We start from the raw sequence: 21,159 nt of genomic DNA on the forward strand, positions 1-21,159 counted from the left end.
AGTTCGCACGACCGAGGAAACATAACAATGACGCAAGCCACTTCTCCCCGCTCCGACCCCTGGCTCTGGCTCGCCACCGTGAGCGTTGCCAGCACCTGCTTCGTGCTGCTGAGCACGCGTCCCGCGGCAGCGCAGGAGGCGCCGGGACCGCGCCTGAAGACGGAGAGCCCGTACTTCTTCGTGAAGAGCGATTCGCCCGACACCGATCGCCTGCCGCTCAAGGCCACCGAGGTCAACGTGCATGTGTCCGGCGTGATCGCCGACGTCACGGTCACGCAGACCTATCGCAACGAAGGCCAGCGCCCCATCGAGGCGCGCTACGTCTTCCCCGGCTCGACCAAGGCAGCAGTGAGCGGCCTCAACGTGCGCCTGGGTGACCGCCTCATCACCGCGCAGATCCGCGAGAAGCAGCAGGCCCAGATCGAATACAACACCGCCAAGGCCGAAGGCAAGACCGCCGCGCTGCTGGAGCAGCACCTGCCCAACGTGTTCCAGATGAACGTCGCCAACATCCTGCCGGGCGACGACGTGAAGGTGGAGCTGCACTACACCGAGCTGCTGGTGCCGAATGCCGGCAACTACCAGTTCGTCTTCCCGACCGTGGTGGGCCCGCGCTATCACAGCCCATTGGCCGACCCCACCGCGACGAAGTGGGTGGCACAGCCGACCTTGCGCGCGGGCGTGGCGCCGAACACCACCTTCAAGCTCAAGGTCGCGATCGACACGCCGATCGGCATCCAGGAGATCCGCTCGGCCACGCATGCGATCGACGTCAAGAAGGGTGATGAAGACAAGCATGCAGACATCGCATTGACCGCATCGAACGAGCCCGCCAACAACCGCGACTTCGTCCTCGACTACCGCCTCGCCGGCGAGAAGATCCAATCCGGCCTGATGCTCTTCAAGGGCCAGGACGAGAACTTCTTCCTCGCGATGATCGAGCCGCCCAAGTCGGTCGCCGCCAGCGCGATCTCGCCGCGCGACTACATCTTCGTCGTCGACATCTCGGGCTCGATGCACGGCTTTCCGCTGGACACGGCCAAGACCATGCTGGAGCGCCTGATCGGCGGCCTGCGACCGAGCGACACCTTCAACGTGCTGCTGTTCTCCGGAAGCAACAGGATGCTCTCGCCCAAGTCGGTGCCGGCCACGCGCGCCAACATCGAGCAGGCGCTGGCCACCATCAACAAGTACCAGGGGGGAGGAAGCACCGAGCTGGTTCCCGCGCTCAAGCGCGCCTATGCCGAACCCAAGCCCGACAACGTGTCGCGTTCGATCGTCGTGGTCACTGACGGCTACGTCGACGTGGAAAGCCAGGCCTTCGACCTGGTGCGCAAGAACCTCGGCAAGGCCAACCTGTTCTCCTTCGGCATCGGCAGTTCAGTCAATCGTCATCTCATGGAAGGCCTGGCCCGCGCCGGCATGGGCGAGCCCTTCATCATCACCGACCCGATCCAGGCGCCCGAGCAGGCCGCGCGCTTCAAGCGCATGGTCGAGTCGCCGGTGCTCACGCATGTGAAGGCCACCTTCGGCAACCTCGATGTCTACGACGTGGAACCGAGCGCCCTGCCCGATGTGCTCGGTGAACGCCCGGTGATCATGTTCGGCAAATGGCGTGGCGAGGCCAAGGGCCGCGTCATCATCGAAGGCCGGGCTGCCAACGGCCCGTATCGCCAGGAGGTGGCCATCGATGCCAACACGCGCCAGGACACCGCCGCGCTGCGCACCCTGTGGGCGCGCCATCGCATCGCCGCGCTGAGTGACCAGGAATCGCTGGAGCCGACCGACGTGATTGCCAAGCGCATCACCGACCTCGGCCTGCGCTACAGCCTGCTGACGCAGTACACGAGCTTCATTGCGGTGGACAAGGTGGTGCGCAACCCGGCGCCGCAGAACACGGCGAGCGTCGACCAGCCGCAACCGCTGCCCAAAGGGGTGAGCGAACTGGCCGTCGGAGGTGCGCCGACGCTGGGTGCCGAAGTGCCGAGCACGCCGGAGCCAGAGATGCTGGGCGCGGTGGCGGTGGTGTTGTCGATGCTGGCCATGCTGCGTCGCCGCGCACGCCGCAACGATGCACGCCGGTTGACGCATTGAGGGCTTGAAGATGTCACTCGCTTCCCTGGCTCAATCACACCCTCGCGTCGTGGACTGGAGCATCTGGCTCGACCGCGCACCCGCGACCGTCTTGCTCGCGTTTCAAACGGCTGCGCTCGCACCGACCTGGCTCTGGATGGCCGCACGCCTGCGCGATGGCTCAGACGATCCGCTGGGACTGTTGGCACTCGGCGCACTCGCGGTGCTGGCCTGGCACACGCGGCGCGAGTTGCGCGCTTCACCGCGCCTCGGTTGGCTGGCGCTGGCAATGCTCGGTACGGTCGCGGCCACGCTGCTGCGCCCCGTGCTGCCGCCGCTGGTCTCGGGCCTGCTGGCCGTGCTGGCGCTGGCTTGCGGCCTGTCGGCCTTCCTGCCGCGTCGCGTGGCCTTGCTGCCGGTCGCTGGGCTTGCCGTGCTGGCGCTGCCGCTGCTGTCTTCCTTGCAGTTCTACGCGGGCTATCCCTTGCGCGTGGTCACGGCGGAGGCCAGTCGCTGGCTGCTCGCGCTGGTGTTCAGCGTGGTGCGCGAAGGCAGCACCTTGCTGGTCGACGGCCGCATGGTCATCGTCGATGCGCCGTGCTCCGGCGTGCAGATGGTGTGGCTGGGCTACTTCACCGCCTGCGCGGTCGCGTTGTGGGCTGGCCGCAGCGATCGCGACTTTCTCGCACGGCTGCCCGCGGTCAGCCTGTTCGTGATGGTCGGCAACATCGTTCGCAACGCGGTGCTGGTGGCCAGCGAAGGCGCTGGCCGGCCGCTCGCGCCGTGGGCGCATGAGGCGCTGGGGTTGATCGTGCTCGCCACCGTGTGTGCAGGCATCGCGTGGGCGGTCGCGCCGCGCCGCGTGCGCGCCATGGAAGCAACTGTCCAAGGAGGCCGACATGTCGCTGCAATCGCTTGATCGCCTGTTGTTCGCCAACCAGTTCATGCAGCGCATTGCGCACAAGGCCGCCTTCGTGCTCGCCATGGTGTTGTGCGTCGCCTGGTCCGCGGCCACCGCGTTGCAGGCCCCGCCTGCCTCTGCTCGCGCGCCACAGGCTGCATCCAGGCCATGGCCCGAGACCTGGGACGGCGCACGCCTGCATCTCATCGCGCTCAGCGAGGTCGAGCAGCGCTTCGCCGAACGCTTTCCCGGCAGCATCGCGCGCATGACCGATGGCGAGCAGACGCTCGTGCTGCGCGAAGTGCGCACGCCGACGCGCATGCTGCATCCGGCGGCGGACTGCTATCGCGCGCTGGGCTATCGCATCGAACAGGCACGGCTGGAGCGGGACCCGCGTGAGCGGCTGTGGCGGTGCTTTGTCGCAGACCGGGCCGGCGGACCGAGATTGCGTGTGTGCGAGCGGATCGTCGATGCGGGAGGCAATGCCTTCACCGATACGTCGGCCTGGTACTGGGCGGCGGCGAGTGGGAAATCGGCGGGGCCCTGGCAGGCTGTCACGACGGCACGGGCGGTTGAATGAGCGCGGCTGGGATACGGGGATCGAGCCTGTCTGTCGCCCCATCTGTTCAAAGGCCCGGAGCCCTCACCCCTGCCCTCTCCCTGAGGGAGAGGGAGTGAAAAAGAAGGCGGTCGAAATTTCGGTATATAATCGTCGGCTCGGAAACGCGGGAATAGCTCAGTTGGTAGAGCGCAACCTTGCCAAGGTTGAGGTCGAGAGTTCGAGACTCTTTTCCCGCTCCAGTATTTCCTCGAAAAGGCCACCCCAGGGTGGCCTTTTTGTTTTTCACCGCATCGCAACCTGCCGCCGAAACTCGCTCGGACTCCCACCCGTCCGCTGCCGGAACACCCGGCTGAAGTGCGAGAGGTTCCCGAACCCGGACGACAACGCAATATCGGTGATCGCGCGATGCGCACTCACCGGGTCCTGCATCGCACGCATGCAGGCGTCCAGGCGCTGCCGCAGGATGTAGCCGGTGAGCGTGTCGTCCTCGTCGGCAAAGGCGTTGTGCAGGTGGCGCTTGCTGCAGTTGAGCGCGTGCGCGATGCTGTCAATCGACAGCGAAGGGTCGCGCAGGTGGCTGGCCACGTAGCTTCGGATGCGGTCCTTCAGCGCGGCGCGGTGGGTCACCGCGGTCTCCTGGCCCGCCAGTTCCAGCAGGGACAGGCGCACAAATTGCGTGATCAGTTCGCCCGCGCCGCGCGCCGCCATGTCGCTCATGTGCGGCAGCTCCTGGTAGGTGTTGCGCATCGTCTCCAGTGCCACGCGCGAGATGCCGCTGGCCCCGCCCACGCAACGCGCCATCAGGTCGTCCAGCGGCAGGCCGGGCATCGCGACCTGGGCCTTGGGGACCATCACGATCAGGTGGTCGGTGCGCTCGGGGTTGGCCACGGCATACGCGCCGGTGGTGTCGTAGATGGTCCAGGCGCCGTTGCGCACAGCAGCCTCGCGCCCGCGCTGCGTCACCGCCGCGCTGCCCTGCCAGGGCGCGACAATCTTCAGGTAGGCCTCGTCGCTGATGCGCGCCATCTGCGAGGTGCGCAGCACGCGGTGCCGGTCGGCCTCCAGCCTTGTCAGGATGACGTCGCCGGCACGCGAGGCGGCGATGTGGCCGTCGAATTCGGTGTCGCCATACAGGTCGGACTCCAGCCCGCCGAAGTGGCGCCAGACCCACTCGCGCCATGCTGGCGCCCGCTCGCGCAAGGGAAGCTCGTCGGTGGACAGAACCGTGGATGCCGACATGGGCCCCATCTCCTCGATCAGTGCTGGTCGTGGAAAAACAATTGTTGAATTGTGTTACTGCCCAGTGGGCCCGAGTGTCCCGGGTTAACCCCGACCGCTGTGCGCGCACCGTCAAGCAGTTTGTGCGCAGTCGGCAAAGCAGGCCGCCAAAACCCTTCCTACCATCCGGCTGCGGACCGCTTCGGACCCGCGAAGGAGACACGAGATGCAGAGGAACACGACCCGCCGCCGCTGGATCCAGGGGGCAGCCACCACGCTGGGCGCCGCGGCCGTTGCACCGCAATTGTTCGCGCAGAGCGGTCCGGTGCGCATTGGCTATGCCATCGCCCGTACCGGCCCCTGGGCCGGCGGCGCACAGGTGAGCCAGGAGCCCAACTACCTGCTGTGGCAGGAGCAGGTGAATGCCGCGGGCGGGCTCGACGTGAAGGGCATGAAGCGGCCCATCGAGTTCCTCAGCTACGACGACCGCAGCGAGACCGAGACCTGCGTGCGCACCTTCGAGAAGCTCATGGGCAGCGACAAGGTCGACCTGATCCTGCCGCCCTGGGGGTCGGGCGCCAACTTCGCGATCGCGCCGCTGGCCAACCGCTTCGGCTATCCGCTGCTTGCGCCCACGGCCCTGTCGCGCAAGCTGATCGACATGAATCTGCCCTACTTCTTCTCGTTGCTGCAGCAGCCCGACAAGATGATGGGCGCGCTGGTCGACTTGCTGGTGGCCAACAACGTGAAGTCGATCGCCATCGTCTACATGGACGACCTGTTCGGGCTGGAGAACTTCGCCGCGCTCAACAACGCGCTGAAAAAGACGCAGATCCAGGTGCTGGACCGCAAGAGCTACCCGCTCGGCGTGAAGGACCTGGCGCCGGTGCTGCGCACCATCAAGGACCTGAACCCCGACGCCTTCATCGGCATCACCTACCCGCCGGACACGCTGCTGGTGAGCCGCCAGTCGCGCGAGATCGGCTTCAACCCGAAGTTCTTCTATGCCTCGGTCGGCACCGCCTTCCAGCTCTACAAGAACGTGATGCAGGCCAACACCGAGGGCGTGGTCGGCATGGGTTCGTGGAGCGTGAAGACATCGCCCGCCGCCAAGACCTACTTCGACGCGCACGTGAAGAAGTTCGGCAAGGAGCCCGACCGCTGGGCCAGCGGGCATTGCTGGGCCGGGCTGCAGATCATGCAGCAGGCGGTGCAGAAGGTGGGCCTGGACCGCAAGGCGATGCGCGAGCTGATCGCGAAGAACGAGTTCCCGACCATCCTCGGGCCGATCCGCTTCGAGCATGGGGAGAACGCGTCCATTCCCGGCACGGTGAGCCAGTGGCAGGGCGACGACTTCGAGGTGGTTTGGCCGCTCAACCGCGCGACGGCCAAGCTGGTCGTGCCCAAGCCCGCATGGAAGTGACGCACAAGGCGGCTGCGTGCACCTGAGCTCCTGGGCCGAACTGCTGGCGGGCGGGCTCATCACCGGCGGCATCTATGCGCTGGTGGCCATCGGCCTGAACCTGCAGTACGGGCTCATGCGCATCATGAACATCTCGCATGGCGAGTTCCTGATGCTGGGGGCCTTCATCACCTGGTGGGCGAACACGGCGATGGGGTTGTCGCCGCTGGTGGTGATGCCGCTGGCCTTCGTCGCGCTGTGTGCACTCGGCATGCTGATCCATGCGCTGTGCTTCCGCCGGCTTGCGGCCCGGGCGCCTTCGGTCGAGGTGTTCGAGGCGCGCAGCCTGATGGTCGGCTTCGGCCTCATGTTTGCCGTGCAGAACGCGGCGCTGCTGATCTGGGGCGGCGACCTGCGCGGCTATGAATACCTGGCCGAGCCGGTGAGCTTCCTCGGCATGCGCTTCACCGCGAACAAGCTGGTGCTGTTCGGCGTGGCGCTGGCCCTGAGCCTGGTGTTCATCGGGCTGCTGAAGTTCACGCTGCTGGGCAAGGCGGTGCGGGCGCTGATGCAGTCGCCGACCGGCGCGCAACTGGTCGGCATCGACACGAAGCGGCTGCATCCGCTGATGTTCGGCGTGGGGCTGGGGCTGTCGGGCGTGGCCGGGTCGCTGCTGTCGATGACCTACGAGATCACGCCGTCGATGGGCGAGCCGTATACCGTCACCGCGCTCATCGTCATCACGCTGGGCGGCTTCGGCAGCATCGCGGGGAGCCTGGCCGGCGGGTTGCTGCTGGGCGTGGTCGAGGCGCTGGGCATGCACTTCAGCAGTCCGTCGCTGAAGATGCTGCTGTCGTATGGCGTGTTCATCGGCGTGCTGCTGTGGCGGCCGAACGGGCTGTTCGCGCGATGAGCAAGGCGCGCATTGCGTTTGCAGCGGGTTTACTCGCGACAGCCTGCTTGCCGTGGCTGGGCTCGGAGTTCGCGGCTTCGCTGGGACTGAGCTGCCTCATGTACATCGCGCTGGCGACGAGCTGGTCGACCTTCTGCGGGGCCACGCGCTACCTGTCGCTGGCCACCTCGGCCTTCTTCGGCATCGGCGCGTACACCACGGCGGTGCTCGCCGATGTCCTGCCGTGGCCGCTGGTCGTCGCGTCGGGTGCGCTGGTGGCCAGCGTGGTGGCCGTCGTCATGGGCGCCGCCGTGCTGCACCTGCGTGGCACCTACTTCGCGGTGCTGACCTTCGGCATGACGGAGCTGATCCGGCATGCGGTGACCTATGTGGAGAAGCAGGTGTCCGGCACGGTCGGCCGCGTGCTGATGACGGTACCCGAGGCCACGACCGTGTACTTCACGGTGCTGGTGATCGCGGCGCTGTCGATCGGTGCGGCGGCCTGGGTGCGCGGCAGCCGCTTCGGCCTGGCGTTGCAAGGCATTGGCGCCGACGAGCAACGGGCGCAGACGCTGGGCGTCGACACGCGGCTCGCCAAGATCGCCGGCTTCGCGCTGACCGCCTTCTTTGCCGGTGCGATCGGCGCGACCATGGCGGTGCGCTGGACCTACATCGAGCCGGCCGCCGTATTCAGCCCCTTTATCGGCTTCCAGACGGTGCTGATCGCATTGATCGGCGGCGCGGCCAGCATCGGCGGGCCGATCCTCGCGGCCATCGTGTTCAGCCTGCTGGCCGAGACGCTGCGCCTGCAACTGCCCTACGGCTACATGCTGGTGCTGGGCCTGCTGCTGGTGCTGTGCGTGCTCTACCTGCCGAACGGGCTGGCCTCGCTGTGGCAACGCAAGGCGGTGAAGCCATGACGACGCAGCACCTGCTGGAGGTGACCGACCTGAGCGTGCGCTTCGGCGGACTGGTGGCGGTGGACGCGGTGAGCGCGACGCTGGCCGCGGGCGAACTGGTCGGCATCATCGGGCCGAACGGCGCGGGCAAGACGACCTTCTTCAACGCGGTGTCGGGCGTGATCGCGCCGAGCGCGGGACGCATCGTCGTGAATGGCGACGAGCTCACGGGCCGAGCCCCGCACCACTTCGCCGCGCACGGCATCGCACGCACCTTCCAGACGCCGCGCGTGTTCGCCGACATGCGGGTGATCGACAACGTGCGCTTCGGCACGCAGTTCGCGGGTCGGCATCGCAGCGCGCCGGCAGGACTTGCCACCGAGCAGGAAATCCTCGCGATGCTGGGCCTGGAAGCGCTGGCCACGCAGCGTGCCGGCGATATCACGCCCTCGCAGCAACGGCTGCTGGAGATCGGCCTGGCGCTGGGCACCCGGCCGCGCGTGCTGCTGCTCGACGAAGTCGCGGCGGGCTTGACCGAAGCGGAGGTCGATGCGATGGCGCGCCGCATCCGCCGGCTGCGCGATGAATGGCAGCTCAGCGTGATCTGGATCGAGCATGCGGTGAGCACGCTGCTGCGTTACGTCGAGCGCGTGATGGTGCTGCACCAGGGCCGCAAGATCGCCGATGGGACGCCGTCGGAGGTGGTGCGCAATGCCGAGGTGATCGAGGCGTATCTGGGGGATGAGATGGTGACGGAGGCAGGGCCATGACCAGCGCCCGACTCGCGGTGCGCGGCCTCGGCGCGGGTTACGGCGGCTTCGCGGTGCTGCGCGCAATCGACATCGATGCACTGCCCGGCATCACCGTCATCCTCGGCCCGAACGGCGCCGGCAAGACGACCTTGCTGCGCGCCCTCGCCGGCCTGACGCCGCGCGAAGGCGAGGCGCGCCTCGACGGTGATTTGCTACCTTCCCATGACGCAACCGGCTGCGTGCGCCGCGGCCTCGCGCTGGTGGCCGAAGGGCGGCAACTCTTTCCGCAGATGACGGTGCACGAGAACCTGGAACTGGGAGGCTGGCTGGTGCCGGCGGCCGAACGCGCGCGCCGGCTCGCCCAGGCCTTCGCGGACTTTCCGCGTCTGAAGGAGCGTGCCTCGCAACTCGCCGGCACCATGAGCGGCGGCGAGCAGCAGATGGTGGCCGTCGCCCGGGCCATGATGAGTGCGCCGCGCCTGCTGATGCTGGATGAGCCTTCGCTGGGCCTCGCGCCGCGCATGGTCGACGAGCTGCTGGCCATCGTGCAGCGCATCGCGTCGCAAGGCGTGACGGTGCTGATGGTCGAGCAGAACGTGCGCAAGGCACTCGCCATCGCCGACCGCGGCTACGTGCTGGAGCGTGGTCGCATCGTCGCGGCCGACACGGCGCCGGCGCTGCTGGCCTCCGACGCCATCCGCCGGGCCTACCTGGGCACCGCCTGAACGCTCCTGAAGCCGGGCGCCGGCGGCCTGCTCGACATTGCCCAAAAGCCCGCCGAACCTTGCGGGCGCGCTACGCCGCCCGCCCGCAATCATCGACACTCCGATCAGCCAGGCGGCATGGCGCCGTCGCGCCGCTGTGGCAAGCTCGCATCACTGCTCAACGACTTCGACGAAACCGCTTCCGTGAAGAAGATCCTGCGCTACCTGCTCTATGTGGCCCTGGCCCTGGGGGTGACGGCGTGCGTGGCCATCGTGCTGATCGTCAAGATCGCGCTGGCACCGGCCAGCGGGGAGTGGGCCACGCGGGTGCAGGCCGGGCCGATCGGCTTCGACGTGGGCGTGCCGACGGTGATCCGCGTCGCCACCGCGCCCTGGTTCGCGCCCTGGCTCGACGGCCGTTCGCTCAGCACCCGCTACGGCCCGGTGCGCTTCGCCTGGAACGAGCCGAAGCAGACCCTCGAACTGGTCTGCGCCCCCTGCAGCGCCACCGTGCCCGAACTCGGCGCCAAGCCGATCAGCGTCGACCGCCTGCGCATCACCGTGCACCGCGACGTCGTCGTGCTGACCGGCACGCTGGAGGCGATGGCGCCCGGCAGCGCCGCCTCGGTGCTTAGGGGCCGTTGGGACGGCCGGCTCTCGCAGACCAAGCTCCAACTCAACGTCGACATGGACGAAGGGCCGATCGACAAGTGGTACGCCGTGTTCGCGCCGGCCCTGCCCGAGCTGACGCGCGCGCGCATCGGCGGCGCGATGTCCCTGCGTGCACAGCTCGCGCTGCCGGCCGACAGCTTCACCATCCAGCCGAAGATCTCGAGGTTCACCGTCGAAGGCCTCGGCACCGACGTGCTGCTGAGCAACCGCAGCAGCTGCGGCCCGTCCGCCAAACTGTCGCCGGAAAGCTGGCTGGCGCGCGCCGTCATCGCGGCGGAAGACCAGCGCTTCTTCGAGCATCCGGGTTACGACCTCACCGAACTGGGCGCCGCGGCCGCCGCCAACCAGAAGGCCGGCCAGGTCGCGCGCGGCGGCAGCACCATCGACCAGCAACTCGCCAAGATGCTGGTCACCGGCAGCGAACGCACCGGCGAGCGCAAGCTGCGCGAGATGCTCTATGCGGTGGAAATGGAACAGACGCTCGGCAAGGCCCGCATCCTGCAGATCTACCTCGACAACGCGCCCTGGGGCGACGGCATCTGCGGCGCCGAGGCGGCGGCGCGGCGCTACTTCAAGCGCAGTGCGGCGCGGCTGGAACCTTCGCAGGCCGTGTGGCTGGCCGCGATGCTGCACAAGCCCGATGGCGAGCTGGCCGAATGGAAGCGCACCGGCAACATCAACACCGCACGCGCCAAGTGGGTGGCCGAGAACCTGCACACCGTCAGCAGGGGGCAGCGCGATGCCACGGTGCGCGCGGTGAGCAACGCGCGCTTCGCGCCGCCGCCCTGACGAGGGTGCAAGTCCCCCTGGTGCGGGCGCCCACCTCGGCGCCCTCGCGACCAAATCTTCGCGCCTTCTGCGCTCCAGAATCCAGACATGACATTGCAAGACACCGAGGCGATCGAGCGCGCCACCTTGGCCGCCGTCGCACCCCGAACCGTGGAGGAACTCGACGGCTGGCTGCTGCCGTTCGACAACGGCACGGTCGGCCGCGCGAAGTCCGCCGTGCCGCTGCGCCATGAAGCACCGCCCGACGCCGACGAGCTTGTGGCACGCATCGAGGCACGCTATGCCGCGCAGGGCTTGCCCGCCGCATTTCGCATCGCGGACCTGCCCTGCTTCGATGCACTGCACGTCGGCTTGCAGGAACGCGGCTACCAGCGCGGCAAGCCCACCGTCACGCAGACAGGCGACCTGAAATCAGTGCTCGCGCTGTCACCCGACGCACCCGGTGATGTCGATACGGCGCCCGACGAAGGCTGGGCCTCCGTGTTCCTCGGCGAAGGCTTCGACCCGGTCGATGGTGCAAGCCGCGTCCAGGCCCTGAGCCGCGCCACCGGCACCCTGTTCGGCAGCGTGCGCGAAGACGGCCGCACTGTCGCCGCCGGAGCGATGGCGCTGGCCCACGGCTGGGCCAGCCTGCATGGCATGCGCACGGAACAATCGGCCTGGGGCCGCGGCCTTGCCGGTCGGGTGATGGCCGGCCTGGCGCAAGCGGCCCTGGCGCTGGGCTACGAGCGGGCGTTCCTGCAAGTCGAGGCTGGCAATGCGGCCGCGCTGGCCCTGTACCGCCGCGCGGGATTCGTGCCGCAATGGACCTACGAATACTGGACTCCGATCCAAAGCTGAGCCTCCGACGCGCTCGTTCGTGGTGCACCGAAGCCGGCGCGTGGTAGCGCGCACATTGGCACATGTCTTGCGAATGTCATCGCAATGCAAACTGTCGCCACCCCTCCTCCTGCGGCTGTTGAGATCGTCGCGCTGACCAAGCGTTATGCGGCCGGCACGCCCGCCGCCGTCGACCAGATCGACCTGCGCATCGAAAGCGGCAGCTACTGCTGCCTGCTCGGCCCCTCCGGCTGCGGCAAGAGCACCACGCTGCGCATGATCGCGGGCCACGAATCGGTCTCCACCGGTGACGTGCTGCTGGACAACCGCAACATCACCAACCTGCCCGCCGCAGCGCGCGGCACCGCGATGATGTTCCAGAGCTTCGCGCTGTTCCCACACCTCTCCGCGCTCGACAACGTGGCTTTCAGCCTGAAGATGAAGGGCGTGGCCAAGGCCGAGCGCCACCGGCGCGCCGGCAACCTGCTGGAACGCGTCGCGATGGGGCACCTCGCGCAACGCAAGCCGGCCGAACTTTCCGGCGGCCAGCAGCAACGCGTCGCCCTGGCCCGTGCGCTCATCACCGAACCGCGCGTGCTGCTGCTCGACGAGCCGCTGTCGGCGCTCGACCCCTTCCTGCGCATCCAGATGCGCGCCGAACTGCGCCGCTGGCAGAAGGAGCTGGGACTCACATTCATCCACGTCACCCATTCGCAGGAAGAGGCGATGGCGCTGGCCGACACCATGGTCGTGATGAACCAGGGCCTGATCGAGCAGGTCGGCTCGCCGCATGCGGTCTACAACCATCCGTCCAGCGAGTTCGTTGCACGATTCATGGGCGGCCATAACGTGATTGATACACCGACCGGCCCCATTGCGGTGCGCAACGATCACATGCGCATTCGTGGTGCGGACGAGTCCGGTCTGGGTGCAGTGGTCACCGATGTCGAATACCAGGGCACCTATGTGCTGCTCGGGCTCGAAGTGACGCAGGCTGCGCCGGGACGCAAGGGCGTGTCGGTACTGCTCAACGAATCGACCTTCCTGACGCATCCGTACAGCGCAGGCGACCACGTCACGCTGTCGTGGGACGCTGCCGATGCTCGCGTGCTCGGCCCGGGCGTGTCGCGGCCTTCCGCGCGCAACGCTTCGGCGCGCGCCCCGCGCGACGAACTGGCCGCCGAAGCGGCCTGAAGCCCTCGACTCGATCTTCCCGCATCCCGTTTCCGCAACGCCGTTTTCCCGTTCACCACCAACTCTGGAGGCCTTCCCATGTCCGACCCGATCGACTCATCCAACAACAACGGCATCCAGCGCCGCGCGCTCGTCAAGGGCGGCGCCGGCCTCGCAGGCATCCTGGCCACGGGCATGGCCCCCTTCGTCCATGCGCAGGAGAAGGTCGTGCTGCGCTACCTCGGCACGGCGGTGAACCAGGACAAGGCCATCGGCGAGAAGTTCAAGGCCGACACCGGCATCGAGATCCAGTATGTGGCCGTGACCACCGACGACGTGACCAAGCGCGCCGTCACCGCACCCAACAGCTTCGACCTGATCGACACCGAGTTCTTCTCGCTGAAGAAGATCGTGCCCACCGGCAACCTGAAGGGCATCGACACGAAGAAGATCAAGAACGCCGACAAGATCACCACGCTCTTCACCAAGGGCGAGGTGGCCGGCAAGGCGGTAGGCGACCAGGGCACGGCGCCCAAGAAGGTGATCTACCTCGAAGGCGAGAAGTCGAAGACCTTCTCGGCCAAGCCGACGCAGTTCATGTCGCTGATCCCGACGGTCTACAACGCCGACACGCTGGGCATCCGCCCCGACCTGATCAAGCGCCCGATCGAATCCTGGGCCGAGTTGCTGAACCCCGAGTTCAAGGGCAAGGCCGCGATCCTGAACATCCCGTCCATCGGCATCATGGACGCCGCGATGGTGGTGGAGGCCAAGGGCATCCACAAGTACAAGGACAAGGGCAACATGACGAAGGCCGAGATCGACCTGACGATCAAGACCCTCATCGAGGCCAAGAAAGCCGGCCAGTTCCGCGCGCTGTGGAAGGACTTCAACGAGTCGGTCAACCTGATGTCCTCGGGCGAGGTGGTGATCCAGTCGATGTGGTCGCCGGCCGTGACCGCCGTGCGCACCAAGGGCATCGCGTGCAACTTCCAGCCGCTGAAGGAAGGCTATCGCGCCTGGGCTGCCGGCTTCGGTTTGCCGGCGACGCTGAGCGGCAAGAAGCTCGATGGTGCCTATGAGTTCATCAACTGGTTCCTGGACGGCTGGGCCGGCGCGTATCTCAATCGCCAGGGCTACTACAGCGCCGTGCTCGAAACCGCCAAGGCCAAGATGGAGGCCTACGAATGGGCCTACTGGATGGAAGGCAAGGCGGCCGCGCAAGACATCAAGAGCCCGAACGGCGACCTGCTGGCCAAGGCCGGCGCGGTGCGCGACGGCGGCAGCTACGAGCAGCGCATGGGCGGCATCGCCTGCTGGAACGCGGTGATGGACGAGAACGAGTACATGGTCCGCAAGTGGAATGAGTTCGTCGCGGCCTGATCTCTCTCTTCACTCCCTCTCCCCTCCGGGGAGAGGGCAGGGGTGAGGGGCAGCGGCGGTGGTTGAAGCAGTGCCTTATCGACCGCCCATGCCCTCACCCTGCCCTCTCCCGGAGGGAGAGGGGAAAGACCTCACAACATCATGAGCTCACCTGTCGCAACCGGCCACTCCGCTTCCATGCCTACCCACACGGTGAAAGCATGGTGGCAGGCGGCGCCGTTCGCGCTGGTGTTCCTCCTCTTCTTCCTCATCCCGCTGGCCCTGATCGCGATGGTCAGCCTGTGGAATTTCAACGAGTACGAGCTGATCCCGGCCGTCACGTTGCGCAACTACCTCAGCATCTTCGAGGGCTGCTCGCACCTCACCGACAACGGCGACTTCTGCGTCACGCTCAGCACCTACCTCAGCACGCTCAAGTTCTGCCTGCTGGTCTGGGCCATCACCTTGCTGATCGGCTTTTCGGTCGCCTACTTCCTCGCCTTCCACATCCGCTCGCCAGGCATGCAGACGATCCTGTTCGTGCTGTGCACCGTGCCCTTCTGGACCTCGAACGTGATCCGCATGATCTCGTGGGTGCCGCTGCTTGGGCGCAACGGCCTGGTCAACGATTTCCTGGTGACCCTGGGCCTGGTGGACAAGCCGGTGGAGTGGCTGCTCTTCTCCGACTTCTCGGTGGTGCTGGCCTTCGTGCACCTCTACACGATGTTCATGATCGTGCCGATCTTCAACTCGATGATGCGCATCGACCGCTCCCTGCTCGAAGCGGCCAGCGACTCGGGCGCCTCGGGTTGGCAAACGCTGTGGAACGTGATCGTCCCTCTGTCGCGCACCGGCATCCTGATCGGCTCGATCTTCGTCATCACCATCGTCATGGGCGACTTCGTGACCATCGGCGTGATGGGCGGCCAGCAGATCGCCTCGGTCGGCAAGATCATCCAGGTGCAGACCTCCTATCTTCAGTTCCCGCTGGCCGCGGCCAATGCGGTGATCCTGCTGGCGGTGGTGCTGATGATCATCTGGGGCCTGACGCGGCTGGTCGACATTCGCAAGGAGCTTTGAGATGGAGCACGCCGCATGAGACTCCCCATCGGTGAACATCGCGCGCCCGGCTTCTGGCCGCTGGCCATCGTCTTCGGGTTGTTCGTGCTGTTCCTCTACGGCCCGATGATCACCATCTTCGTGCTGAGCTTCCAGGGGCCCGAAGGCGGCCTGACCTTCCCGCTACGCGGCGTCTCGCTGCACTGGTTCCAGAAGCTGGCCGAAGGGCTGGGCACGGTCGACATCGGCGCGGCCTTCCGTCGTTCTCTGATGCTGGGCACGGTGGTCATGCTGTTCACCGTCGTGCTGTCGGTGCTCGCAGGGCTTGCGTTCCGCAAGAAGCTCAAGGGCGGCAACATGGTGTTCTTCATCACCGTGGCCAGCCTCATCATGCCGTCGATCATCGTGTCGCTCGGCATCGGCTTGCAGTTCCGGTTGCTCGACGCCGGCATCAAGGACGTGCTCACCGCCATGGACGCGACCGGCACGCTGGAGAACTACGGCACCGCGCTGGGCCTGCTCACTTCCGCGCTCGGCGCGCACCTCACCTGGACCTTGCCTTTCGGCCTGCTGATCATGTTCGCCGTGTTCAACCGCTTCAACCCCGCGTATGAAGAGGCGGCGCGCGACCTCGGCGCGACGCCGTGGCAATCGTTCCAGCATGTGGTGCTGCCGCTGATCGGCCCGTCCGTCGTCGGCATCGGCATGTTCGGCTTCACCTTGAGCTGGGACGAGATCGCGCGCACCTCGCAAGCCATCGGCGACGTCAACACGCTGCCGCTCGAATTGCAGGGGCTGACCTCGACCGTCACGACACCATCGATCTACGCGCTCGGCACCGTGACCACCATCGTGTCCTTTGCCGTGATGGGCATCGCATTGGGCGCGGCTGCGTTGCTGCGCCGGCGCTCGGCCAGGAAGAAGTGATCGCTACACTGATTCCCATGCCTTCGCTGCTCGTCATCAACCCCAACACGTCCGAATCCGTCACCCTCCTACTGCAACAACATGTGCACCAGGAGGTCGGCGACGCGCTCGACGTTCATACCCAGACCGCACGGTTCGGCGCACCGTACATCTCGTCCGAAGCCAGCTATGCCGTGGCCAACCACACGGTGCTCGACGCATGGGCGGCGGCACTCGCACAGCGGCCCAGGCCCGATGCGGTGCTGATCGGCTGCTTCGGCGACCCGGGCCTGTTCGCGCTGCGCGAAGGTGCCGGCGTGCCGGTGAGCGGGCTGGCGGAAGCAGCCTTTGCTGCAGCCGCATGGCATGGCCGTTTCGCCATCGTCACGGGCGGCGAGCGCTGGCGGCCGATGCTGGAGCGACTGGCCGGCGCCCTCGGCCACACGCAGGCGCTGGCCGGCATCCACACCGTCGCACCCACCGGCGCCGAACTCGCGGCCGACCCGGCCGGCGCGCGCAAGCTGCTCGCCCAAGCCTGCCGCGAAGCCGCCGAACGCTTCGACGCGGAGGCCATCATCCTTGGCGGTGCGGGACTGGCCGGTATCGCGAACTGCATTGCCGAGCAGGTGCCGGTACCGCTCATCGACAGCGTGCAGGCCGGTGCGCAATGGGCGCTCGATGCGGTGCGCGACGGGCAGAAGACAGCAGGCATTGGCGGCTTTGGCGTGGCCTGGCAGAACGTGTCGCCAGAAATGGCCGCGCTCGCTTGATGGCAAGCCGCGCGCCGCGCAGCTGAACCCAACACCCGCGTCGCCGGCGCGGTTGCCCGCTTGGTGCCACCATGTCCCGGATGACCACCAACGCCCCCACCACTCCCCACGTCACCCGCCTCACCGAACTGCAACCCGTGGCCACGCCACGCGGCATCGACCACATCGTGGCCGGCGTCTCAACCAGCGACGGCGATGGCGTCAAGCTCACGCGCGTGCTGCAACAGCCCCTGCAACAGCGGCTCGATCCCTACCTGATGCTCGACGCCTTCGGCAGCGACAACCCGGGCGACTACATCGGCGGCTTTCCGAACCACCCGCATCGCGGCTTCGAGACCGTCACCTACATGATCGCCGGTCGCATGCGGCATCGCGACAGTGCCGGCCATGAAGGCCTGCTCTCCAATGGCGGCGTGCAATGGATGACGGCCGGCCGCGGCCTGGTCCACAGCGAGTTGCCCGAGCAGGAAGACGGCGTCATGGAAGGCTTCCAGCTCTGGCTCAACCTGCCTTCGAAGAACAAGATGTGCGACCCCTGGTACCGCGACATCCAGAGCGCGATGCAGCGTGAACACACCGAACCGCTCTACCTCGACATCACGCTGCCCCCGGGCGCCGAGTTCTGGCAGCCACTGCCGGACGACCGCAATGCGCTGGTCTATGCCTTCCGCGAATCGGTGTGGATCGGCAACAGCGAGGTGCCGACCCGGCGCATGGCGATCATGGCCAACGACCCGGGCAGCGACGGCATCCGCCTGCGCGCCGCCGCCACCAACCACAGCCCGGCACGCGCCCTGCTGATTGCCGGCAAGCCGCTGCACGAACCCATCGCGCAGTACGGGCCTTTCGTGATGAACACGCGCGAGCAGTTGATGGAAGCGGTGCACGATTTCCAGAATGGCCGGCTGGGTTGAACGACGCCACGTCATCCCTATGCACGCGGCGCAAAGGCTGAAGGCAGAATCTTCCGCATGAGCACGCCCTACACCCCCGAGACCACCGACCGCGCCGCGGTCGACCGCCTTCCCGGCCCCACCGTCGTCGAGTTCGGCACCAACTGGTGCGGCTTCTGCCAACGCGCCGAGCCTCTGATCGACGAAGCCTTCGAAGGCCATGCCGACGTGAAGCGCATCCGCGTGGAAGACGGCAGCGGCCGGCCGCTCGGCCGCACCTTTCGTGTCCGCCTGTGGCCCACGCTGGTCTTCATGCGCGACGGCAAGGAGCTTGCGCGCGTGGTGCGTCCGACCAGCGCCGACGAGATCAGCCGCGCCCTGGGGCAGATCGCCGCACCGGCCTGAGAAACTCAGCGCGCGCGATGTCGATTTCGCGTGCCCCCGTTCGGTGTGTAGACAGGGCCGCCACGGATCGATGATCCCATCGACCGGGAGGCGGCTCTTTCAATCCTTCAGGAGCATCCCAATGAAATTCATGGTCATCGTCAAGGCCGACGCCAACAGTGAAGCCGGCGTCATGCCCACCGAGCAACTGCTCACCGAAATGGGCAAGTTCAACGAGTCGCTGGTCAAGGCGGGCGTGCTGCTCGCGGGCGAAGGCCTGCACCCCAGCTCGAAGGGCGCACGCATCCGCTACAACGGCACCCAGCGAACTGTCATCGACGGCCCCTTCGCCGAAACCAAGGAACTGGTCGCCGGCTTCTGGCTGATCCAGGTCAAGTCGAAGGACGAGGCGATCGAATGGCTCAAGCGCGCGCCCTTCGACGGCGGCGCCGAGATCGAGATCCGCCAGGTGTTCGCGCCCGAGGATTTCGGCCCGGCCCTCACGCCCGAACTCAAGGCCAACGAGGAAAACCTGCGCGCCCAGTCCGCGGCGCAACAACAACAGCAATAGGCGAAGAACCATGCGATTCATGATCATCCGCAAGGCAGACGCCGAGACCGAATCCGAAACCAGTCCCGCTGGCCCAGAGCACGCGCAGTTGCTCAAGGACATGATGGCCTACAACCAGGCCATGCTCGACGCCGGCATCATGCGCGGCGGACAGGGTCTCAAGCCCAGTTCGGCCGGCGCACGCGTCCAGTTCAAGAACGGCAAGCCCACCGTCACCGACGGCCCCTTCGCGGAAGCGAAAGAGCTGATCGCCGGCTTCACGCTGATCGAAGTGAAGTCGAAGGAGGAAGCGCTCGAATGGATGCGCCGCTGGCCGGCGAGCGACGGCCATGGCAACGTCTCGCTGGAACTGCGGCAACTCTACGAACTCGAAGACTTCGAAGGCGTGGCCGGGCCCGAACTGAAGGAACTCGAGCAACAGATGCACGCATCGGCCGACGTGCCGCGCTGAAGCTTCAATACAGGGAGAACGAATGCTGAAGAAGATCCTGCTCACCCTCGTCCTGCTGCTCGCGGCCGGCATCGCGATCGTGCTCGGCATGGCCGCCGGCAAGCCCGACACCTTCCGGGTCGAGCGCAGCGTGACGATCCAGGCGCCGCCCGAGAAGATCACGCCGCTGATCGAGAACTTCCAGAACTGGAGCACCTGGTCGCCCTACGAGAAGCTGGACCCGGCGATGAAGCGCACCTTCAGCGGCGCGCCCAGCGGCAAGGGCGCGGTCTATGCCTGGGACGGCACCGGCAACGCCGGCGCGGGCCGCATGGAGATCGTCGAGGCGACGCCGCAGCGCGTGGGCATCCAGCTCGACTTCAGCAAACCCTTCACGGCCCACAACATGGCTGCGTTCACGCTACAACCGCAAGGCGCCACCACACAAGTCACCTGGTCGATGGATGGCCCGGCGCCGTTCGTGTCGAAGGTCATGCAGGTCTTCTTCAGCATGGACACGATGATCGGCAGGGACTTCGAAGCCGGCCTGGCGAATCTCAAGGCCGCCGCAGAAAAGTGAGATGAGCGGCACCGGCGCCACCCACAGCGCCATCGACGCCGTCTGGCGCATCGAGTCTGCCAGGATCATCGCGGCCCTGGCGCGCATCGTGCGCGACGTCGGCCTGGCCGAGGAACTGGCGCAGGACGCGCTGGTCGCGGCGCTGGAGAAATGGCCGCGCGAGGGCGTGCCGGACACCCCCGGCGCCTGGCTGATGACCGCGGCCAAGTACCGCGCGCTCGATGAACTGCGGCGCCGCAAGCTCATCGAGCGCAAGCAGGACGAATACGGCCATGAGCTGGAGGTGCACGAGGCACATCTGCACCGCGATTCGCACGAGGCGCTCGACGACGATGTCGGCGACGACCTGTTGCGCCTGATCTTCATCGCCTGCCATCCGGTGCTCTCGCCGGCTGCGCGGGCCGCACTCACCCTGCGCCTGCTCGGCGGCCTCACCACCGACGAGATCGCCCGCGCCTTCCTCGTGCCCGAGGCCACGATGGCGCAACGCATCGTCCGCGCCAAGCGCACGCTGTCCGAGGCCCGGGTGCCCTTCGAAGTGCCGCGCGCCGCCGAGTTGCCGACGCGGCTGGCCTCCGTCCTCGAGGTGATCTACCTCGTCTTCAACGAAGGCTATGCCGCCACCGCCGGCGACGCCTGGATGCGGCCCGCGCTGTGCGAGGAAGCGCTGCGCCTCGGCCGCATCCTGGCGGAACTGGTGCCCGCCGAACCGGAGGTGCACGGCCTAGTCGCGCTGATGGAAATCCAGGCCTCGCGCACGCCCGCGCGCGTGGATGCGCAAGGCACGCCGATCCTCCTGCTCGACCAGGACCGCTCACGCTGGGACTGGCTGCTGGTGCAGCGCGGCCTTACCGCGCTGGCACGGGCTGAAGCGCTCGGTGGCGCGCTTGGTCCCTATGCGCTGCAAGCCGCCATCGCCGCCTGCCATGCGCGCGCCCGCACCGCCGACGCCACCGACTGGACACGCATCGCCGCGCTCTACGACGCACTTGCGCAACTCACGCCCTCGCCGGTCATCGAACTCAATCGGGCGGTCGCGTTGTCCTTCGCCTTCGGTCCGGAAGCCGGCCTCGAAGTCGTCGACCAACTGGTCACCGAAGGCGAGCTGCGGGGCTATCACCTGCTCAACAGCGTGCGCGGCGACCTGCTTGCGAAGCTCGGCCGAACGACCGAGGCGCGGGCCGAATTCGAAGCCGCCGCAGCCCTTACGCGCAACGCCCGCGAACACGCCTTGCTGCTCGACCGCGCGGCCTCTTGTTCGTCGCAATGATTCGCCAACCACAGCGCCGCGTTCACCGAACTTTACGCAAGCACACCGCCGGCTCACGCTTGGGAAACAGTGGGATCC

General features: G+C 67.1%; 22 protein-coding genes and 1 tRNA gene. 22 read left to right on the forward strand and 1 reads right to left on the reverse strand.

Annotated features, from left to right (window positions below):
* The first annotated feature begins 27 nt into the window (after positions 1-27).
* The 4 genes from WKW79_RS21430 to WKW79_RS21445 all read left to right on the forward strand — a co-directional run bounded on the left by WKW79_RS21430 (position 28) and on the right by WKW79_RS21445 (position 3,775).
* A complete protein-coding gene (locus tag WKW79_RS21430; RefSeq protein WP_340337225.1) occupies positions 28-2,094 on the forward strand; it encodes a VIT and vWA domain-containing protein in 2,067 nt (688 codons plus the stop codon).
* Between the two features lie 10 nt (positions 2,095-2,104).
* Positions 2,105-2,992, forward strand: coding sequence for an exosortase Q (xrtQ, locus tag WKW79_RS21435; protein WP_340337226.1), 888 nt, complete (start codon positions 2,105-2,107; stop codon positions 2,990-2,992).
* Positions 2,973-3,554, forward strand: a complete 582-nt coding sequence (locus WKW79_RS21440) for a hypothetical protein (RefSeq protein ID WP_340337227.1) — start codon at positions 2,973-2,975, stop codon at positions 3,552-3,554. The genes xrtQ and WKW79_RS21440 overlap by 20 nt, the downstream gene beginning before the upstream one ends.
* 145 nt (positions 3,555-3,699) lie before the next feature.
* A tRNA-Gly gene (locus WKW79_RS21445) sits at positions 3,700-3,775 on the forward strand.
* Between the two features lie 43 nt (positions 3,776-3,818).
* Here the strand turns inward: WKW79_RS21445 and WKW79_RS21450 are convergent.
* Positions 3,819-4,775 carry an AraC-like ligand-binding domain-containing protein gene (locus WKW79_RS21450; RefSeq protein WP_340337228.1) on the reverse strand — a complete coding sequence of 319 codons (957 nt, stop codon included), beginning with the start codon at positions 4,773-4,775 and terminating at the stop codon, positions 3,819-3,821.
* Between the two features lie 205 nt (positions 4,776-4,980).
* Between WKW79_RS21450 and WKW79_RS21455 the strand changes: the two genes are divergently transcribed.
* The 18 genes from WKW79_RS21455 (at position 4,981) to WKW79_RS21540 (ending at position 21,081) form a co-directional block, all read left to right on the forward strand.
* Positions 4,981-6,177 (forward strand): amino acid ABC transporter substrate-binding protein, encoded by a 1,197-nt coding sequence (locus WKW79_RS21455; RefSeq protein WP_340337229.1) that lies wholly within the window; start codon positions 4,981-4,983, stop codon positions 6,175-6,177.
* 16 nt (positions 6,178-6,193) lie between these two features.
* Positions 6,194-7,069 carry a branched-chain amino acid ABC transporter permease gene (locus WKW79_RS21460; RefSeq protein ID WP_340337230.1) on the forward strand — a complete coding sequence of 292 codons (876 nt, stop codon included), beginning with the start codon at positions 6,194-6,196 and terminating at the stop codon, positions 7,067-7,069.
* Positions 7,066-7,968: a branched-chain amino acid ABC transporter permease gene (locus tag WKW79_RS21465; RefSeq protein ID WP_340337231.1), complete on the forward strand. Its 903-nt coding sequence runs from the start codon at positions 7,066-7,068 to the stop codon at positions 7,966-7,968. Before WKW79_RS21460 ends, WKW79_RS21465 begins: the two co-directional genes overlap by 4 nt.
* Positions 7,965-8,717: an ABC transporter ATP-binding protein gene (locus WKW79_RS21470; RefSeq protein WP_340337232.1), complete on the forward strand. Its 753-nt coding sequence runs from the start codon at positions 7,965-7,967 to the stop codon at positions 8,715-8,717. Before WKW79_RS21465 ends, WKW79_RS21470 begins: the two co-directional genes overlap by 4 nt.
* A complete protein-coding gene (locus WKW79_RS21475) occupies positions 8,714-9,424 on the forward strand; it encodes an ABC transporter ATP-binding protein (RefSeq protein WP_340337233.1) in 711 nt (236 codons plus the stop codon). The genes WKW79_RS21470 and WKW79_RS21475 overlap by 4 nt, the downstream gene beginning before the upstream one ends.
* Before the next feature lie 117 nt (positions 9,425-9,541).
* A complete protein-coding gene (locus WKW79_RS21480; protein ID WP_340337234.1) occupies positions 9,542-10,864 on the forward strand; it encodes a biosynthetic peptidoglycan transglycosylase in 1,323 nt (440 codons plus the stop codon).
* An 87-nt stretch (positions 10,865-10,951) separates the two neighbouring features.
* Positions 10,952-11,704: a GNAT family N-acetyltransferase gene (locus tag WKW79_RS21485; protein WP_340337235.1), complete on the forward strand. Its 753-nt coding sequence runs from the start codon at positions 10,952-10,954 to the stop codon at positions 11,702-11,704.
* An 84-nt stretch (positions 11,705-11,788) separates the two neighbouring features.
* Positions 11,789-12,877: an ABC transporter ATP-binding protein gene (locus WKW79_RS21490; protein WP_340337236.1), complete on the forward strand. Its 1,089-nt coding sequence runs from the start codon at positions 11,789-11,791 to the stop codon at positions 12,875-12,877.
* A 78-nt stretch (positions 12,878-12,955) separates the two neighbouring features.
* Positions 12,956-14,239: an ABC transporter substrate-binding protein gene (locus tag WKW79_RS21495; RefSeq protein WP_340337237.1), complete on the forward strand. Its 1,284-nt coding sequence runs from the start codon at positions 12,956-12,958 to the stop codon at positions 14,237-14,239.
* Positions 14,240-14,380: 141 nt separating this feature from the next.
* Positions 14,381-15,298: an ABC transporter permease gene (locus WKW79_RS21500; protein WP_340337238.1), complete on the forward strand. Its 918-nt coding sequence runs from the start codon at positions 14,381-14,383 to the stop codon at positions 15,296-15,298.
* Between the two features lie 15 nt (positions 15,299-15,313).
* The gene (locus WKW79_RS21505) at positions 15,314-16,204 is read left to right on the forward strand and encodes an ABC transporter permease (RefSeq protein ID WP_340337239.1); all 891 of its coding nucleotides are present in this window, start codon (positions 15,314-15,316) and stop codon (positions 16,202-16,204) included.
* 17 nt (positions 16,205-16,221) lie between these two features.
* On the forward strand, positions 16,222-16,953 hold the full coding sequence (locus WKW79_RS21510; RefSeq protein ID WP_340337316.1) for an aspartate/glutamate racemase family protein: 732 nt from the start codon (positions 16,222-16,224) through the stop codon (positions 16,951-16,953).
* An 80-nt stretch (positions 16,954-17,033) separates the two neighbouring features.
* Entirely contained in the window at positions 17,034-17,867 is an 834-nt protein-coding gene (locus WKW79_RS21515; protein ID WP_340337240.1) for a pirin family protein, read from the forward strand.
* A 57-nt stretch (positions 17,868-17,924) separates the two neighbouring features.
* Entirely contained in the window at positions 17,925-18,251 is a 327-nt protein-coding gene (locus WKW79_RS21520; protein WP_340337241.1) for a thioredoxin family protein, read from the forward strand.
* Positions 18,252-18,372: 121 nt separating this feature from the next.
* Complete coding sequence (locus WKW79_RS21525; protein WP_340337242.1) at positions 18,373-18,801, forward strand: YciI family protein; 429 nt, start codon at positions 18,373-18,375, stop codon at positions 18,799-18,801.
* A gap of 10 nt (positions 18,802-18,811) precedes the next feature.
* Entirely contained in the window at positions 18,812-19,252 is a 441-nt protein-coding gene (locus WKW79_RS21530; protein WP_340337243.1) for a YciI family protein, read from the forward strand.
* Between the two features lie 22 nt (positions 19,253-19,274).
* A complete protein-coding gene (locus WKW79_RS21535; RefSeq protein ID WP_340337244.1) occupies positions 19,275-19,811 on the forward strand; it encodes an SRPBCC family protein in 537 nt (178 codons plus the stop codon).
* A gap of 1 nt (position 19,812) precedes the next feature.
* The gene (locus WKW79_RS21540) at positions 19,813-21,081 is read left to right on the forward strand and encodes an RNA polymerase sigma factor (protein WP_340337245.1); all 1,269 of its coding nucleotides are present in this window, start codon (positions 19,813-19,815) and stop codon (positions 21,079-21,081) included.
* Positions 21,082-21,159: the final 78 nt, after the last annotated feature.

The organism is Variovorax robiniae (assembly GCF_037889955.1).
GTDB lineage: Bacteria > Pseudomonadota > Gammaproteobacteria > Burkholderiales > Burkholderiaceae_C > Variovorax > Variovorax robiniae.